General features: G+C 68.9%; 13 protein-coding genes. 9 read left to right on the top strand and 4 right to left on the bottom strand.

Annotated elements, in window-relative coordinates:
* Positions 1-248: 248 nt before the first annotated feature.
* Complete coding sequence (locus ACWDSL_RS17840; protein WP_450486345.1) at positions 249-1,013, bottom strand: IclR family transcriptional regulator; 765 nt, start codon at positions 1,011-1,013, stop codon at positions 249-251.
* A 261-nt stretch (positions 1,014-1,274) separates the two neighbouring features.
* On the opposite strand from ACWDSL_RS17840, the gene metH reads away from it, so the two are divergent.
* The 3 genes from metH to ACWDSL_RS17825 all read left to right on the top strand — a co-directional run bounded on the left by metH (position 1,275) and on the right by ACWDSL_RS17825 (position 7,668).
* Positions 1,275-4,817 carry a methionine synthase gene (metH, locus tag ACWDSL_RS17835; RefSeq protein WP_450486343.1) on the top strand — a complete coding sequence of 1,181 codons (3,543 nt, stop codon included), beginning with the start codon at positions 1,275-1,277 and terminating at the stop codon, positions 4,815-4,817.
* Positions 4,818-5,020: 203 nt separating this feature from the next.
* A complete protein-coding gene (locus ACWDSL_RS17830) occupies positions 5,021-5,722 on the top strand; it encodes an HAD family hydrolase (protein ID WP_385626591.1) in 702 nt (233 codons plus the stop codon).
* 341 nt (positions 5,723-6,063) lie between these two features.
* The gene (locus ACWDSL_RS17825; RefSeq protein WP_450486340.1) at positions 6,064-7,668 is read left to right on the top strand and encodes an ABC transporter substrate-binding protein; all 1,605 of its coding nucleotides are present in this window, start codon (positions 6,064-6,066) and stop codon (positions 7,666-7,668) included.
* 177 nt (positions 7,669-7,845) lie between these two features.
* On the opposite strand, the gene ACWDSL_RS17820 is transcribed toward ACWDSL_RS17825, so the two are convergent.
* Positions 7,846-8,517: a response regulator gene (locus ACWDSL_RS17820; protein WP_014181038.1), complete on the bottom strand. Its 672-nt coding sequence runs from the start codon at positions 8,515-8,517 to the stop codon at positions 7,846-7,848.
* 21 nt (positions 8,518-8,538) lie between these two features.
* Positions 8,539-9,465, bottom strand: coding sequence for a RecB family exonuclease (locus tag ACWDSL_RS17815; protein ID WP_450486338.1), 927 nt, complete (start codon positions 9,463-9,465; stop codon positions 8,539-8,541).
* Positions 9,466-9,534: 69 nt separating this feature from the next.
* Between ACWDSL_RS17815 and ACWDSL_RS17810 the strand changes: the two genes are divergently transcribed.
* The 3 genes from ACWDSL_RS17810 to ACWDSL_RS17800 all read left to right on the top strand — a co-directional run bounded on the left by ACWDSL_RS17810 (position 9,535) and on the right by ACWDSL_RS17800 (position 12,663).
* Positions 9,535-10,836, top strand: coding sequence for a site-2 protease family protein (locus ACWDSL_RS17810; RefSeq protein ID WP_370656707.1), 1,302 nt, complete (start codon positions 9,535-9,537; stop codon positions 10,834-10,836).
* Positions 10,837-10,919: 83 nt separating this feature from the next.
* Positions 10,920-11,861, top strand: a complete 942-nt coding sequence (locus ACWDSL_RS17805) for a tRNA (adenine-N1)-methyltransferase (RefSeq protein ID WP_450486336.1) — start codon at positions 10,920-10,922, stop codon at positions 11,859-11,861.
* A gap of 154 nt (positions 11,862-12,015) precedes the next feature.
* The gene (locus ACWDSL_RS17800; protein WP_450486334.1) at positions 12,016-12,663 is read left to right on the top strand and encodes a hypothetical protein; all 648 of its coding nucleotides are present in this window, start codon (positions 12,016-12,018) and stop codon (positions 12,661-12,663) included.
* Between the two features lie 19 nt (positions 12,664-12,682).
* Here ACWDSL_RS17800 and ACWDSL_RS17795 read toward each other — a convergent pair whose 3' ends face one another.
* Positions 12,683-12,973 (bottom strand): ferredoxin, encoded by a 291-nt coding sequence (locus ACWDSL_RS17795; protein ID WP_450486384.1) that lies wholly within the window; start codon positions 12,971-12,973, stop codon positions 12,683-12,685.
* Between the two features lie 255 nt (positions 12,974-13,228).
* Here ACWDSL_RS17795 and arc point away from each other — a divergent pair, with 255 nt between their 5' ends.
* The 3 genes from arc (at position 13,229) to ACWDSL_RS17780 (ending at position 17,151) form a co-directional block, all read left to right on the top strand.
* Positions 13,229-14,995 carry a proteasome ATPase gene (gene arc / locus ACWDSL_RS17790; RefSeq protein ID WP_450486332.1) on the top strand — a complete coding sequence of 589 codons (1,767 nt, stop codon included), beginning with the start codon at positions 13,229-13,231 and terminating at the stop codon, positions 14,993-14,995.
* Between the two features lie 289 nt (positions 14,996-15,284).
* Positions 15,285-16,796, top strand: a complete 1,512-nt coding sequence (gene dop / locus ACWDSL_RS17785) for a depupylase/deamidase Dop (protein WP_358645440.1) — start codon at positions 15,285-15,287, stop codon at positions 16,794-16,796.
* 136 nt (positions 16,797-16,932) lie between these two features.
* Positions 16,933-17,151: a ubiquitin-like protein Pup gene (locus ACWDSL_RS17780; RefSeq protein WP_014181047.1), complete on the top strand. Its 219-nt coding sequence runs from the start codon at positions 16,933-16,935 to the stop codon at positions 17,149-17,151.
* The last annotated feature ends 96 nt before the right edge of the window (positions 17,152-17,247 follow it).

The following is a 17,247-nucleotide window of genomic DNA, read 5'->3' as shown; positions in this document are numbered from 1 at the left end:
TCCTTCGTCCAGATGGACACCGGGAAGCGCCGTACCACGGGAATCAACCGATGGTCCGCGCCCCCTCGGTGAGGGCTGGTCGGCCCGCGGCGAGTCACACCTTAGCGAATATTGTCGTCAGATGTTCGACAATGCCGACCGATGAACGGCAGTTTTCTGCACGGTGAAGGCTGAGGTCAAGGGGCGTGTGACTGAAAACTCGTACCGGGGTGAGCCGGGGTGAACCGACCGATACCGGCCGGTAACTCTCAGAAGCGACTGGCGCCCAAATCACGGGAAACGGACCGTGCGCAGTCCCGCACCGCGGCGATCAGATCGGAGCGCAGCTCGCCCTCCTTGCACACCCGCTCCACCGCTCCGGCGACACCCACCGCGCCCACCGGCATCCGCCGCCGGTTGTGGATCGGGGCGGCGATCGACGCCACGCCCTCCCAGGTCTCCTCCACGTCCGAACCCCAGCCGCGCGCCCGGGTCAGGTCCAGGACGGACTCGAAGCCCGCCATGGAGGTCACCGTGCGGGGCGTGAACGCCTCGCGCTCGGCCTCCGCCGCCTCGCTGTGCGCCACCGGGTCGTACGCGGCCAGCACCTTGCCCAGCGCCGTGGAGTGCAGCGGCTGCATCGCGCCGACCTCCAGCACCTGGCGGCTGTCGTCCGGGCGGAAGACATGGTGGACGATCAGCACGCCCTGCTGGTGCAGCACGCCCAGATACACGCTCTCCCCGCTGGAACGCGCCAGGTCGTCGGTCCACACCAGGGCGCGGGCGCGCAGCTCATGCACGTCCAGATAGCTGTTGCCCAGGCGCAGCAGCTCGGCGCCCAGCTGATAGCGGCCCGACGCCTCGTCCTGCTCGACGAAGCCCTCCTGCTGGAGCGTGCGCAAAATGCCGTGCGCGGTGCCCTTGGCCAGCCCCAGCGACGAGGCGATGTCCGACAGGCCCAGACGGCGCTCGCCCCCGGCGAGCAGACGCAGCATCGCGGCAGCCCGCTCGAGCGACTGGATGGTCCGTGCCATCGCGCACCCCTCCTGACACTACGGTTCGACAATGCTGAACACTATCGGTCCATGTCGACCCCGTGGTACAGCGGGAAAAGGGTAAACGATCACAGACCCTCCGCGGACACCGCCGCCCCACCGTCCATCCCGCCCCGTACGAGCTGTCCCGTCACGTGGAACACCACTCGCCGAAAGCTCCCCGGCGGCTACTCTGGCTTGGTGCGCCCTCCGCCGAGGAGGGTGCAAAGCCGACAGCCGTCGCATCCAGGGAGCTCACCCATGGCCTCGCATACGCCTACGTCCGCAGCCACCGACCCCGCCGACCGGGTCCGCGCACTCCGCGAGGCCCTCGCCACCCGCGTGGTGGTCGCCGACGGCGCGATGGGGACGATGCTCCAGGCCCAGGACCCCACCCTCGAGGACTTCCAGCAGCTCGAGGGGTGCAACGAAATCCTCAACATCACCCGCCCCGATATCGTCCGCTCGGTCCACACCGAGTACTTCGAGGTCGGCGTCGACTGCGTGGAGACCAACACCTTCGGCGCCAACCACGCCGCGCTGGGGGAGTACGAGATCTCCGACCGGGTCCACGAGCTGTCCGAGGCCGGCGCCCGGGTCGCCCGCGAGGTCGCCGACGGATTCGCGGCGGACGGCCGCCCCCGCTGGGTGCTCGGCTCCATGGGCCCCGGCACCAAGCTGCCGACGCTGGGCCACGCCCCGTACACCGTGCTGCGCGACGCCTACCAGGCGAACGCCGAGGGCCTGATCGCCGGCGGCGCCGACGCCCTGCTGGTGGAGACCACCCAGGACCTACTGCAGACCAAGGCCGCGGTCCTCGGCGCCCGCCGCGCCCTGGACGCCTTGGGCTCCGACGCCCCGGTGATCTGCTCGGTCACGGTGGAGACCACCGGCACCATGCTGCTCGGCTCGGAGATCGGCGCCGCGCTCACCGCGCTGGAGCCGCTGGGCATCGACATGATCGGCCTGAACTGCGCGACCGGCCCGGCCGAGATGAGCGAGCACCTGCGCTATCTGGCCCGCCACTCCCGTATCCCGCTGTCCTGTATGCCGAACGCCGGCCTGCCGGTGCTGGGCAAGGACGGGGCGCACTACCCCCTCACCCCGGGCGAGCTGGCCGACGCCCAGGAGACGTTTGTGCGCGAGTACGGGATGTCGCTGGTCGGCGGCTGCTGCGGCACCACGCCCGAGCATCTGCGCCAGGTCGTGGAGCGGGTCCGCGAGCTGACCCCCACCGAGCGCACCCCGCGCCCCGAGCCCGGCGCCGCCTCCCTCTACCAGACCGTGCCGTTCCGCCAGGACACCTCGTATCTGGCGATCGGCGAGCGGACCAACGCCAACGGCTCGAAGAAGTTCCGCGAGGCCATGCTGGAAGGCCGCTGGGACGACTGCGTGGAGATGGCCCGCGAGCAGATCCGCGAGGGCGCCCACCTGCTCGACCTGTGCGTGGACTACGTCGGCCGGGACGGCGTCGCCGACATGGAGGAACTGGCCGGCCGCTTCGCCACCGCCTCCACCCTCCCCATCGTGCTGGACTCCACCGAGGTCGACGTCCTCCGCGCCGGCCTGGAGAAGCTGGGCGGCCGCGCGGTCATCAACTCCGTCAACTACGAGGACGGCGACGGCCCCGACTCGCGCTTCGCCAAGGTCACCCGGCTGGCCCAGGAGCACGGCGCCGCGCTGATCGCGCTGACCATCGACGAGGAGGGCCAGGCCCGCACCCCGCAGAAGAAGGTCGAGATCGCCCAGCGGCTGATCGCCGATCTGACCGGCAACTGGGGCATCCACGAGTCGGACATCCTCATCGACACCCTGACCTTCACCATCTGCACCGGCCAGGAGGAGTCCCGCAAGGACGGCGTCGCCACCATCGAGGCGATCCGCGAGCTCAAGCGCCGCCACCCGGAGGTGCAGACCACGCTGGGCCTGTCGAACATCTCCTTCGGCCTCAACCCGGCCGCCCGTATCCTGCTCAACTCCGTCTTCCTCGACGAATGCGTCAAGGCAGGCCTCGACTCGGCGATCGTGCACGCCTCCAAGATCCTGCCGATCGCCCGCTTCGACGAGGAGCAGGTCACCACCGCCCTCGACCTGATCTACGACCGCCGATCGCCCCAGCAGGGGGACAAACCGGCTTACGACCCGCTGCAGAAGCTGATGGCGCTGTTCGAGGGCGCCACCGCCAAGTCCCTCAAGGCCGGCAAGGCCGAGGAGCTGGCCGCCCTGCCGCTGGAGGAGCGCCTCAAGCGCCGCATCATCGACGGCGAGCGCAACGGCCTGGAGGCCGACCTGGACGAGGCCCTGCAAGAGCGGCCCGCCCTGGACATCGTCAACGAAACCCTGCTGGACGGCATGAAGGTCGTCGGCGAACTCTTCGGCTCCGGGCAGATGCAGCTGCCGTTCGTCCTCCAGTCCGCCGAGGTGATGAAGACCGCGGTGGCCCATCTGGAGCCGCAGATGGAGAAGTCCGAGGACAGCGAGGCGGGCAAGGGCACCATCGTGCTCGCCACGGTCCGCGGCGACGTCCACGACATCGGCAAGAACCTCGTCGACATCATCCTCTCCAACAACGGCTACAACGTGGTCAACCTGGGCATCAAGCAGCCGGTCTCGGCCATCCTGGACGCCGCGCAGGAGCACCGCGCCGATGTGATCGGAATGTCCGGGCTGCTGGTGAAGTCCACGGTGATCATGAAGGAGAACCTGGAGGAGCTGAACCAGCGCAAGCTGGCCGCCGAATACCCCGTCATCCTCGGCGGGGCGGCGCTGACCCGGGCGTATGTCGAACAGGACCTGCACGAGATCTACGAGGGCGAGGTCCGCTACGCCCGCGACGCCTTCGAGGGCCTGCGGCTGATGGACGCGCTGGTCGCCGTCAAGCGCGGCGTACCGGGCGCGACCCTGCCCGAGCTCAAGCAGCGCCGGGTCCGGGGGCGCGCGGCGGCGGCCGTCGAGGTGGCGGAGCCGGATGAGGGTCCGATCCGCTCCGACGTGGCCACCGACAACCCGGTGCCCACCCCGCCCTTCTGGGGCAGCCGCGTGGTCAAGGGCATCCAGCAGGCGGACTACGCGTCCTGGCTGGACGAGGGCGCGCTGTTCAAGGGCCAGTGGGGCCTCAAGCAGGCCCGTACCGGCGAGGGGCCGAGCTACGAGGAGCTGGCGGAGACCGAAGGCCGGCCGCGGCTGCGGGGCTGGCTCGACAAGCTGCACACCGAGAACCTGCTGGAGGCGGCCGTCGTCTACGGCTACTACCGGTGTGTGTCCAAGGGCGACGACCTGGTCCTGCTGGGCGAGGACGGCAGCGAGCTGACCCGCTTCACCTTCCCGCGCCAGCGGCGCGGCCGGCGGCTGTGCCTGGCGGATTTCTTCCGCCCGGAGGAGTCCGGCGAAACCGATGTGGTCGGGCTGCAGGTCGTCACCGTCGGCTCGAAGATCGGCGAGGCCACCGCCGAGCTGTTCGCCGCCGACTCCTACCGCGACTACCTCGAGCTCCACGGGCTGTCCGTGCAGCTGGCGGAGGCGCTTGCCGAGTACTGGCACGCCCGCGTCCGCGCCGAGCTGGGCTTCGCGGCCGAGGACCCCGCGGACGTCACCGACATGTTCGACCTCAAATACCGCGGCGCGCGCTTCTCACTGGGCTACGGGGCCTGCCCCGACCTGGAGGACCGCGCGAAGATCGCCGACCTGCTGCGCCCGGAGCGGATCGGGGTCAAGCTCTCGGAGGAGTTCCAGCTGCACCCCGAGCAGTCCACCGACGCGATCGTCATCCACCACCCGGAAGCCAAATACTTCAACGCACGGTGACGGACCCGTCGCACTCCGCGGCGTTCGGCGGGAAGCCGTCGGGCGCCGCGCGGCGGGCCGTCGTACACTGGTCGATCCGGTAGAGGCCGGTCGTCTTCCGCATCGTGAGAACCGCGAAAACCGCGAAACCAGCGAAAACCGCGAGAGTCGCGAGAACCGCGGAAGACGGCCGGCCTCCGTGCCCCTCTCCCGGAGGTGATCGGATGACCAGCAGCATCCCCGCCGTCGACCCGCGTACGGCCGAAGGCTCCGCCCTGCAAGCCGTCCTGCTCGACATGGACGGCACCCTGGTCGACACCGAGGGCATCTGGTGGGACACGGAGGTCTCCATCTTCGCCGAGCTCGGCCATGCGCTCGCCGAGGAGTACCGCGAGGTGGTCGTCGGCGGCCCTATGACCCGCAGCGCCTCCTTCCTGATCCAGGCCACCGGCGCGGACATCGCGCTCGCCGAGCTGACCGGGCTGCTGAACAGCCGCTTCACCGAGCTGATCGACGGCACCGTGCCGCTGCTCCCGGGCGCCCGCAGGCTGCTCACCGAGCTGGTTGCGCACGGCGTGCCCACCGCGCTGGTCTCGGCCTCCCACCGGCGGGTGATGGAGTCGGTGCTGCGCTCGATCGGCCCGGAGCACTTCGCGCTCACGGTCGCGGGCGACGACATCGGCCGGACCAAGCCGCACCCGGACCCGTATCTCTTCGCCGCCGCGGGACTGGGCGCGGACCCGGCGCGCTGTGTGGTGGTGGAGGACACGGTGACCGGCGTGACGGCGGCCGAGGCGGCCGGATGCCAGGTGGTGGCCGTGCCGTCGCTGGTGATGATCGAGCCTGCCGTGGGGCGTACGGTCGTCGGCTCGCTGGAAGAAGTCGACGTCCCGTTTTTGCGCACTCTGATCACTGGAATGCACTGATCGCGCACCGAGCGTATTTCGGTTAAGGACAGGCAGGGAAATGGACTGTCCTAATTCCGCTTGCCCGGTGGCATGACGGAAGAAGTGATGTTTCTCACCGCACCCGCCGTCGACAGGGTGACGAGGGGTCTGCTTCGAGTCCCGTCTGGTCCGATTTGTGCGGACCCATGTGTCCGGATTGATGGCATGTCAGTAGAAACGTGATGGCGTCCGGATATCGGTGAACCGTTACATGTTATCGGGGCGTGATAACGCCTCAACTTCGTTGTGTTCCAGTAGGGCTGGCGCCGCGGACTAATCTCTTCGCGAGTAGTTGATCGATCGCAGGGAGACTCCCGAGAATGAACCGTAAGTCGCTGGTGCTGCCGGTCCTGGCGGGACTGATGACCTCCACGCTCGCCGCGTGCGGCGGTACCGACGGCGCAGGGTCGGACGACGGGGCGATCGTCGTGGGGAGCACCGACCGCATCGAGGCCTCGAAAGCTGCGACCGCGCCGCTCGACCCGGCCCAGGCGTATGACTTCGCCTCCTGGAGCGTGCTGCACAGCACCTTCCAGACGCTGATGAGACTGCCCCGCTCCGGCACCGACCCCATCCCCGACGCCGCCGAGCAGTGCGGCTTCCAGGACCGGCAGAGCGAGCAGTACCGCTGCAAGCTGCGCAAGGGGCTGAAGTTCTCCAACGGCCACGATCTGACCTCCGCCGATGTGAAGTTCTCGCTGGAGCGGGTGCTGCGGATCAAGGACCAGAGCGGGGTGTGGTCCCTGCTGTCCAACGTGGACAAGGTGGAGACCCCCAACGACCGCGAGGTCGTCATCCACCTCTCCAGCCCGGACGCCACGTTCCCGTCCAAGCTCACCACGCCCGCCGCGGCGATCCTCGACAGCGAGGTCTACAAGAAGGACGCGGTGCGCAAGGGCTTCGACATCGTGGGCTCCGGCCCTTACACGGCGAAGACCGAGGTGGAGAACAACCGGCTGACGAAGGTGGTCTTCACCAAGAACTCCGAGTACCAGGGCGATATCCAGCCGCGCAGCGACAAGCTCGAGATGCGCTTCTTCGATGACGCCAAGACCCTGGAGTCGGCCCTGACCAAGGGCGATGTCGACGTCGTCAACCGCGGCTTCTCGCCCGAGCAGATCGAGCGGATGGACACCACCGGTATCAAGGGCATCCAGCTCCAGGAGACCTCCGGCCAGGGCATCCGCTACCTCGTCTTCGACACCTCGGCCCCGGTGGTGAAGAACAAGGCCGTCCGCCAGGCCATCGCGAACATCGTGGACCGCCAGGCGCTGGTGCGCGATGTGTACAAGCGGACCGCCGAACCGCTGTACTCGATGGTCCCCAACAACATCTCCTCGCACACCAACTCGTTCCACAACGAGTACGGCGACCCGAACGTCGGCGCCGCGCGCGATCTGTTGCAGCAGGCCGGCATCGACACCCCGGTGCAGCTGACGCTGGCCTACACCACTGACCACTACGGCCCCGAGACGGCCCTGGAGTTCAAGAAACTCCAGTCCCAGCTGAACGCCAGCGGGCTGTTCTCGGTCAGGATCAAGGGCGTCAAGTGGACCGAGTTCCGCCCGGCCGTCGTCAAGCGGGAGTACGCCGTCTACGGCATGGGCTGGCTGCCCGACTTCCCGGACGCGGACACCTACGTCGCGCCGTTCCTCACCAAGGACAACTGGCTCAACTCCCCGTACCACAACAAGACCATCGAGGACGAGCTGATCCCCAGGACCCGGCAGGAGGCCCAGCGGGCCCTCGCGGTCAAGGATCTCCAGAAGATCCAGAACCTCGTCGCGGGCGATGTGCCGTATCTGCCGCTGTGGCAGGGCAAGCAGTACGTGGCCTCCCGCGACGGCGTCGTGGGGACCGAGTACCTGCTCGACGCCTCGAGCATGCTCCAGCTGTGGGAGCTCGGCCGCACCAGCGACGGCTGAGCCGGCTCGGACCCGGGTAGCAGCGCCGAGGGCCGTATCCCGCACCGCCAGGAGGCGGCAGGGGATACGGCCCTCGGCCTTGTCCTACGGCCCTCGGCCTTGTCTTACGTACGTCAGTGCGCCTCGGCGCCTCGGCGTGCGCAGACGCGCCTTGAAGCGAAGCGGAGGGCTTGCGCGCTACTGCGCGCCGGGGCGCACCAGCCCGCTCTCATACGCGTAGACGGCCGCCTGCACCCGGTCGCGCAGCCCCAGCTTCGTCAGCACATGCCCCACATGGGTCTTCACCGTCGTCTCGCTGACGAACAGATCCGCCGCGATCTCCGCGTTGGACAGCCCCTTGGCGACCAGCTTCAGGACCTCCACCTCGCGCTCGGTGAGGGTGTGCAGGGTGTCCGGCACCGGCTCCTCGCCGGACGGCAGATGCCCGGCGTACTTGTCGAGCAGCCGCCGGGTGATGCTCGGCGCCAGCATCGCCTCGCCCGCCGCCACCACCCGGATCGCCTGCACCAGCTCATGGGCGGGCGCGTCCTTGAGCAGAAAGCCGCTGGCCCCCGCGCGCAGCGCCTCCACCACATACTCGTCCAGGTCGAAGGTGGTCAGGACCAGCACCTTGGCAGGACCGTCCCGGCCCGGGCCGGTGATCTGCCGGGTCGCCTCCACACCGTCCATCCGCGGCATGCGGATGTCCATCAGCACCACATCCGGCTGCAGCGCCCGCACCTGGTCCAGGGCCTGCAGACCGTCCCCCGCCTCGCCGACGACCGCGAGATCCTGCTCCGCCTCGAGAATCATCCGGAAGCCGGTGCGCAGCAGCGGCTGGTCGTCGACCAGTAGGACGCGGATAGCCACAGGTTCTCCTTCGCTGGACCGCTAGACCTGCCCCATTCTGCCGGACTGCGCGGGCACGGTGGCCGCCGGATAAGGCGGGGGAGTCCCACCGAATTCCGGGCAATGCGCCTGGTGGTCGCACCAGCCGCACAGCTTGGTCTGGCGCGGCAGGAAGACGCCGGTCTCCATCGCCTCCGAGATCGCCTCCCACAGGGCCCGCACCTTGCGCTCCACGGCCAGCAGATCCGACTCGTCCGGGTCGTACGTCAGCACATCCCCGCTGCCCAGATAGACCAGCTGCAGCCGGCGCGGCACCGCCCCCCGCAGCCGCCACAGCACCAAGGCGTAGAACTTCATCTGGAACAGCGCCCCCGCCGCGTACTGCGGGGCGGGCGCCTTGCCGGTCTTGTAGTCGACGATCCGCACCTCGCCGCTCGGCGCGACGTCCACCCGGTCGATATAGCCGCGCAGCGTCAGCCCGCTGTCCAGCTTCGTCTCCACATACAGCTCCCGCTCGGCGGGCTCAAGACGCGTCGGGTCCTCCAGCGAGAACCACTGCTCGACCAGCCGCTCGGCATCCGCCAGCCACTGCTCCAGCCGCTCCGGCTGCTCCGCGCCGTCCTCCGTACGGAACAGCTCCGTCAGCTCCGGCCGCGCCTTCAGCAGCCGCTCCCACTCGCCCGGCACCATCGAGCGGGCACGCGAGGCGGTGCGCTCCACGGCCGGGGCATCGAACAGACGCTCGAGTACCGCGTGCACCACCGTGCCCCGGGTCGCGGCGGCGCTCGGCTTCTCCGGCAGTTTGTCGATCACTCGGAAGCGGTACAGCAACGGACACTGCATGAAGTCCGCCGCGCGCGACGGCGACAAGGACGGCTTCGACCGCGACGCGGCCGGCGGCACAGCGGAGGACCGACCGGACTGCGGCGTCCGATCGGCCCGTTCGGCCTTCCCGGTGGAGGTTCCCATGGCGCAGACCCTACGGCCCGCCACCGACAGCCGGACGCATACCATCGACGTCCGAGGTCCTCGCACTGCATGATCGTGGGGACCATACCGAAGAAGGGGTGCGAACCACGCATCCGACGAGGGGACACCGTGGAAAACAGCGGGCAGCGGCAGTCCGACAGCGGGGGATCGGACCGGACGACCGAGCCCGAGGGCGAGAAGCCACAGCGCCCCCGTGAGACGGGCGGCGGCTTCCTGATGGGCCGGCCGTTCGGTGTGCCCGTGTACGTCTCGCCCAGCTGGTTCCTGGTCGCCGCGCTCATCACCTGGGTCTTCGGCGGCCAACTGGAGCGGGTGCTGCCGGAACTGGGCGCCGCGCGCTACATCGTCTCGCTCTTCTTCGCGGTGGCCTTCTACGCCTCCGTGCTGGTCCACGAGCTCGCCCACACCGTCGCGGCGCTGCGCTTCAAGCTCCCGGTACGCCGGATCCAGCTCCAGTTCTTCGGGGGCGTCTCGGAGATCGAGAAGGAGTCCGAGACACCCGGCCGGGAGTTCGTCCTGGCCTTCGTCGGCCCGCTGCTCTCCCTGATCCTCTCCGGCCTGTTCTACCTGGGCATGCTGCTCGTGGAGCCGGACACGGTGGTCGGGGTGCTGCTGGCCGGGCTGATGATCTCCAACCTCATCGTGGCCGCCTTCAACCTGCTTCCCGGCCTCCCCCTGGACGGCGGCCGGATGCTGCGGGCCGTCGTCTGGAAGATCAGCGGCAAGCCCATGACGGGCACCATCGCCGCGGCCTGGACCGGCCGGGCGCTCGCGGTCGCGGTGCTGGTGGGCCTGCCGCTGGCCACCCAGACCGGCGGGTTCGGCAACGAGGCCGAGGGCTTCGGCAGCGTCGACTCGCTGACCGACGCGCTGCTCGCCGCCATACTCGCCGCGATCATCTGGACCGGCGCCGGCAACAGCCTGCGCATGGCCCGGCTGCGTGAGCGCCTTCCGGACCTGCGGGCCCGTACGCTCACCCGACGAGCCGTCCCGGTCGCGGCCGACACCCCCCTCTCGGAGGCGCTGCGCCGCGCGAACGAGGCCGGGGCGCGCGCCCTCGTCGTGGTCGACGGCCAGGGCGCACCCACCGCCGTGGTGCGCGAGGCGGCCATCGTCGGGGTCCCCGAGCACCGTCGTCCCTGGGTCGCCGTCAGCGGCCTCGCCCAGGACCTCAAGGAGGGCATGCGGGTCTCCGCCGAGCTCACCGGCGAGGAACTGCTGGACACCCTGCGTGCCACCCCGGCCACCGAGTACCTGGTGGTCGAGGACACCGGGGAGATCTACGGCGTCCTGTCGACGGCCGACGTCGAGCGCGCCTTCGTGGCGGCCATGGCGCGGACGCCTTCCTGAGTCCTACCGGATTGAGCCTTACCGGAATGGGCCTTACCGGACCGGCGGTCGGCGCGTCCCCGCAGGCCCGGTAGGCTGGCCACATGTCCGAACCGACCGGTGCCGCCCGCCGTCGCGGGCCCTTCCAGGTCGGGGACCAGGTCCAGCTCACCGACCCCAAGGGACGCCACTACACCTTCACGCTCGAGGCCGGGAAGAACTTCCACACCCACAAGGGTTCCTTCCCCCACGACGAGCTGATCGGTGCCCCTGAGGGAACCGTCGTGCGTACCACGGGAAACGTCGCGTACCTCGCGCTGCGTCCCCTGCTCCCCGACTATGTCCTGTCCATGCCACGCGGTGCCGCCGTGGTCTACCCCAAGGACGCGGGGCAGATCCTGGCGATGGCCGACATCTTCCCCGGCGCGCGCGTCGTCGAGGCGGGCGTCGGCTCGGGGTCGCTCAGCACCTTCCTGCTGCGTGCCATCGGCGACCAGGGCATGCTGCACTCCTACGAGCGCCGGGCCGACTTCGCCGAGATCGCCCAGCAGAACGTCGAGCGCTACTTCGGCGCCCCGCACCCCGCCTGGCGGCTCACCGTCGGCGACCTCCAGGACAACCTCTCCGACGCCGACGTCGACCGCGTCATCCTGGACATGCTGGCCCCCTGGGAGTGCCTGGGCCCCGTCTCCAAGGCGCTCGTCCCCGGCGGCATCCTGTGCGCGTACGTCGCCACCACCACGCAGCTGGCCCGCACCGTCGAGGCCATCCGCGAGCACGGCACCTTCAACGAGCCCGCGGCCTGGGAGACCATGGTCCGCACCTGGCACGTCGAAGGCCTTGCGGTGCGCCCCGACCACCGCATGATCGGCCACACCGGCTTCCTGCTCACCGCCCGCCGCCTCGCGGACGGCGTGGAGCCCCCGCTGCGCCGCCGCAGGCCCGCCAAGGGCGCCTACGGCGAGGACTACGCGGGCTGGGGCAACGGCGGCGGGGCGGCCGCGGGCGCGGACAGCGCCACAAACGGCTCCGCCGACCGCGGTTGACCCAAGCCCGTACGAGCACACCCCGCACCAACACCTGGGCGCGGCCACCGACTTCCGCCGGGATTTGCGCGCGGAGGCGGTGGCCGCGCGCTGTGAGATGTGGCACGATGCGGGGCACCCCCTGACGCCACCGCTCTCACAGGAGTCACGCCGCGTGCTGCCTCTGGGCCCGGACCTCCCGCACACCCACCCCCGGCCGGTGCATTGGCTCGCGACAGCGGCCGCCCTCGCCGTCGTCGTCGCCGGGGCCGCGGTGCTCCAGCCCTCCGACGCCAAGGCCACGACGGACACCTCCACGGCCTCCGTGCCGGGGTCGGGCGCCCCGGTGGTCAAGGCCCCGGACCCCACCGCCGCGGACTACCCCGTGGACTGCGGCCCGGCAAAACTGGACGTCACGGACCGCGCCTCGGGCGATCTGGACGGTGACGGGCGGCCGGAGACGGTGGCCGTGGTGCGCTGCCACTCCGAGACCGGCACCCCGCCCAGCGGCATGTATGTGCTGGCCCAGCCGGACAGCAAGAACAGCGAGGGCGGCGACGGCAGCGGGACGGCCGGCAAGGGCGGCAAGGGGAGCGGCAGTGGCCCGGCGAGGCCGCGGATCGTCGCCACCTTCCTGGATCCCAAGGAAGGGATGAGCATCAAGGATTTCGCGCTGCGCGGAACCAAGGTTTCGGCCACTCTGCTCGGCTACTCATCGGAGCAGGTGGCGCGCTGCTGTCCGGACCTTCAGCGCAAAGTCAATTGGCGGTGGAAGGACGGCAAGTTCGTCCTCAAGGCCCTGCCGGTTCCGGGCAGTGTCTGATCGATCACTGTCTGATCGATCACTCGGCGTCGGGCCCGTACACCTCGACCCGGTCGGACACTCGCCGTACATGGATGCACTCACCGGGACACTCCTTGACGGAGTCCACGATCTCGGTGAGCAGGGGCAGCGGGACGCGTGTCGTCGCGCCCTGGTCCTGCAGCAATTCGTCGTCGGCGCTCTTGACGTAAGCTAGACCGTCGATGTCGAGTTCGAAGATCTCGGGTGCGTACTGGGCACAGATCCCGTCGCCCGTGCACAGATCCTGGTCGATCCAGACCTCAAGGTCACCGAGCTCCTCGTTCCGCACAGTCACGATCTGCCGTCCCCTGATACATGATTCAACATTGACTAAATAGCGCCAGCCTTGGCGGGTGTTGACCACCTCGACGATACAACCGGTCGCTTTCCGATGTTGTTGGGTGGGTATTCACCTGGCGTGAGGGAGTGCGCAAGGGTGAAGATCGGACACACGCCGACCGGGTTTGTGATCTAGGGGTTTCAACCCGCACCGGCCCAGGTAGGGTCAGGAAGCGTCCAGCTCCCCTTGGAGGAGGTGAGGACCGTGGCAGCCCACGACGACGACATCAACCGCGGCATCCGGCCCGGGCGGGGGTCTGATGACCCAGCCGGCCAGGTTGCCTATCTCGAGCAGGAAATCGCCGTCCTGCGACGTAAGCTCGCCGACTCTCCGCGGCACACGAGGATTCTCGAAGAGCGGATCGTCGAGCTGCAGACAAACCTGGCGGGCGTGTCCGCGCAGAACGAGCGGCTCGCCAACACGCTCCGTGAGGCCCGCGACCAGATCGTGGCCCTCAAGGAGGAGGTCGACCGGCTCGCCCAGCCGCCGGCCGGCTTCGGAGTGTTTCTGCAGGCGAACGAGGACGGCACGGCCGATATCTTCACCGGAGGCCGGAAACTCCGGGTGAACGTCAGCCCGAGCGTCGATCTCGAGGACCTCAGGCGCGGCCAGGAGGTCATGCTCAACGAGGCGCTCAATGTGGTCGAGGCCATGGCGTACGAGCGCGCCGGGGACATCGTCACCCTCAAGGAAATCCTTGAGGACGGCGAGCGCGCCCTGGTGATCGGGCACACCGACGAGGAGCGCGTGGTTCGGCTCGCCGAGCCGCTGCTGGACATCACCATCCGCCCCGGCGACGCCCTGCTGCTCGAGCCCCGCTCCGGCTACGTGTACGAGGTCGTACCCAAGAGCGAGGTCGAAGAGCTCGTCCTCGAAGAGGTCCCGGACATCGACTACACCAAGATCGGCGGCCTGGGCAACCAGATCGAGCTGATCAGGGACGCGGTCGAGCTCCCGTACCTCTACCCCGACCTGTTCAAGGAGCATGAACTGCGGCCGCCCAAGGGTGTGCTGCTGTACGGCCCGCCCGGCTGCGGTAAGACGCTGATCGCCAAGGCCGTGGCCAACTCCCTTGCCAAGAAGGTCGCCGAGGTGACCGGGAAGCCCGCGGGGAAGAGCTTCTTCCTCAACATCAAGGGCCCCGAGCTGCTGAACAAGTACGTCGGCGAGACGGAGCGGCACATCCGGCTGGTCTTCCAGCGGGCGCGGGAGAAGGCCAGCGACGGCACGCCCGTCATCGTCTTCTTCGACGAGATGGACTCCCTCTTCCGGACCCGCGGCTCCGGTGTCAGCTCGGACGTGGAGAACACCATCGTCCCCCAGCTGCTCTCCGAGATCGACGGCGTCGAGGGCCTGGAAAATGTGATCGTCATCGGCGCCTCCAACCGCGAGGACATGATCGACCCGGCGATCCTGCGCCCCGGCCGCCTCGATGTGAAGATCAAGATCGAGCGTCCGGACGCCGAGGCCGCGAAGGACATCTTCTCGAAGTACCTGACGCAGACCCTGCCGATCCACACGGACGACCTCGCCGAGCACGGCGGGTCCCCCAAGGCCGCCGTCGGCGGCATGATCCAGTCGGTCGTCGAGCAGATGTACACCGAGTCCGAGGAGAACCGCTTCCTCGAGGTCACCTACGCCAACGGCGACAAGGAAGTCCTCTACTTCAAGGACTTCAACTCCGGCGCCATGATCCAGAACATCGTGGACCGGGCCAAGAAGATGGCCATCAAGGACTTCCTGGACCACAACCAGAAGGGCCTGAGGGTCTCCCATCTGCTCGCCGCCTGCGTGGACGAGTTCAAGGAGAACGAGGACCTGCCGAACACCACGAACCCCGACGACTGGGCCCGCATCTCCGGCAAGAAGGGCGAGCGGATCGTCTACATCCGCACCCTGGTCACCGGAAAGCAGGGCGCGGACACGGGACGCTCCATCGACACGGTGGCGAACACCGGTCAGTACCTGTAACACCGCGGTCCGGCTGCGGATGTCCTGGACGGGGCATCCGTAGCCGGATGCGCTTTTCGGACCGTGATTTCGGATGTGTATATCGGACCCGTCAGCACAGCGCGCGGGCACCTACGAGCCGGACCGGAGCAATGACTGAAATGATCGCCTCAGGGCCGAGCAGCGGCTCTAGGCTCTCCGGTACCGCGGCAGCGCGGTGCGGGGGATCGGGGGCCGCGCACGGACCGGAAGCACAGCGGTACTTGAGCGCCGAACCCGCCCGGGGACGGCGCCGGGCAAGGAGGGCCGCATGACCGTACGGCGAGTAATGGGGATCGAGACGGAGTACGGGATCTCCGTCCCGGGCCACCCGAACGCCAATGCCATGCTCACCTCATCCCAGGTGGTCAACGCGTACGCGGCGGCGATGCACCGGGCGCGCCGCGCCCGCTGGGACTTCGAGGAGGAGAACCCGCTGCGGGACGCCCGCGGCTTCGACCTCGCACGCGAGTCCGCGGACGCCAGCCAGCTCACGGACGAGGACATCGGCCTGGCCAATGTGATCCTCACCAATGGGGCGCGGCTCTACGTCGACCACGCACACCCCGAGTACTCCGCCCCCGAGGTGACCAACCCCAGGGACGCGGTGCTCTGGGACAAGGCGGGCGAGCGCATCATGGCCGAGGCCGCCCTGCGCGCCGGCCAGCTGCCCGGAGCCCAGCCGATCCACCTCTACAAGAACAACACCGACAACAAGGGCGCCTCCTACGGCACGCATGAGAACTACCTGATGAAGCGGGAGACCGCCTTCTCGGACATCGTGCGCCACCTCACCCCCTTCTTCGTCTCCCGGCAGGTCGTCACCGGCGCCGGCCGGGTGGGCCTGGGCCAGGACGGCCATGAACACGGGTTCCAGATCAGTCAGCGGGCCGACTACTTCGAGGTCGAGGTGGGCCTGGAGACCACCCTCAAGCGCCCCATCATCAACACCCGCGACGAGCCGCACGCCGACGCCGAGAAGTACCGGCGACTGCATGTGATCATCGGCGACGCCAACCTCTCCGAGATCTCGACCTACCTCAAGCTCGGCACCACCTCCCTGGTGCTGTCGATGATCGAGGACGGCTTCATCGCCGTGGACCTCGCCGTGGACCAGCCCGTACGCACCCTGCACCAGGTCTCCCACGACCCGACGCTGCGCCGCCTGGTCACGCTGCGCAGCGGCCGCACACTCACCGCGGTGCAGCTCCAGATGGAGTACTTCGAGCTGGCCCGCAAGTACGTCGAGGACCGCTTCGGCGCCGACGCCGATGAACAGACCCGGGATGTACTCACCCGCTGGGAGGACGTCCTGAACCGGCTGGAGCGGGACCCGATGAGTCTGTCCGGCGAGCTGGACTGGGTCGCCAAGCGCGAGCTCATGGAGGGCTACCGGCGCCGTGACGGCCTCGAGTGGGACGCCGCCCGGCTCCATCTGGTGGATCTCCAGTACGCCGATGTGCGCCCTGAGAAGGGCCTGTACAACCGTCTGGCGGCCCGCGGCAAGATGAAGCGGCTGCTGGACGAGGACGAAGTGTCCCGGGCCCGGAGCAAGCCGCCGGAGGACACCAGGGCCTACTTCCGCGGCCGCTGCCTGGAGCAGTACGCCGACGACGTGGCCGCCGCCTCCTGGGACTCGGTGATCTTCGATCTGCCGGGCCGGGACTCCCTCCAGCGGGTCCCGACGCTGGAACCACTGCGCGGCACCAGAAACCACGTCAAGGCGCTCCTGGACCGCTGCCGCACCGCCGAGGAGCTGGTCCGGGTGCTCTCGGGGGGCTGAAATGGGCCGCGGCCGGGAATCATCGAGGTGGCCTCGGTGCGTTGTAACAACTGCGAGGCCGATGTCGGACCCGGCTTGTAGGGTCTGATCTTGACCGATCGAATCAAGCTGGGGCGAACCGAGCGGGGTGAGGGATATGGCGACAAAGGACACCGGCGGCGGACAGCAGAAGGCGTCGCGCACGACCGAGGAGGTCGAGGAGCAGGCGCAGGACGCGCAGGCGGCGGAGGATCTCAAGGAGCGGCACGAGAAGCTGTCGGATGACGTGGACGACGTTCTGGACGAGATCGACGACGTGCTCGAGGCCAATGCCGAGGATTTCGTGAGGTCATTCGTTCAGAAGGGCGGGCAGTAGGCCGCTTTTGCCTTCGATTCGAAGGTCGAACGGGGTGGGTGAGTGGTAGCTGGTCAGGGCGTGAAACGCTGCGCGCGGTGCGGCGAGGTCAAGCCG

This window comes from Streptomyces sp. NPDC000941, from assembly GCF_053599555.1.
Note: the sequence above shows the minus strand (reverse complement) of the source record. Positions and strands in the feature narration are given on the sequence as shown.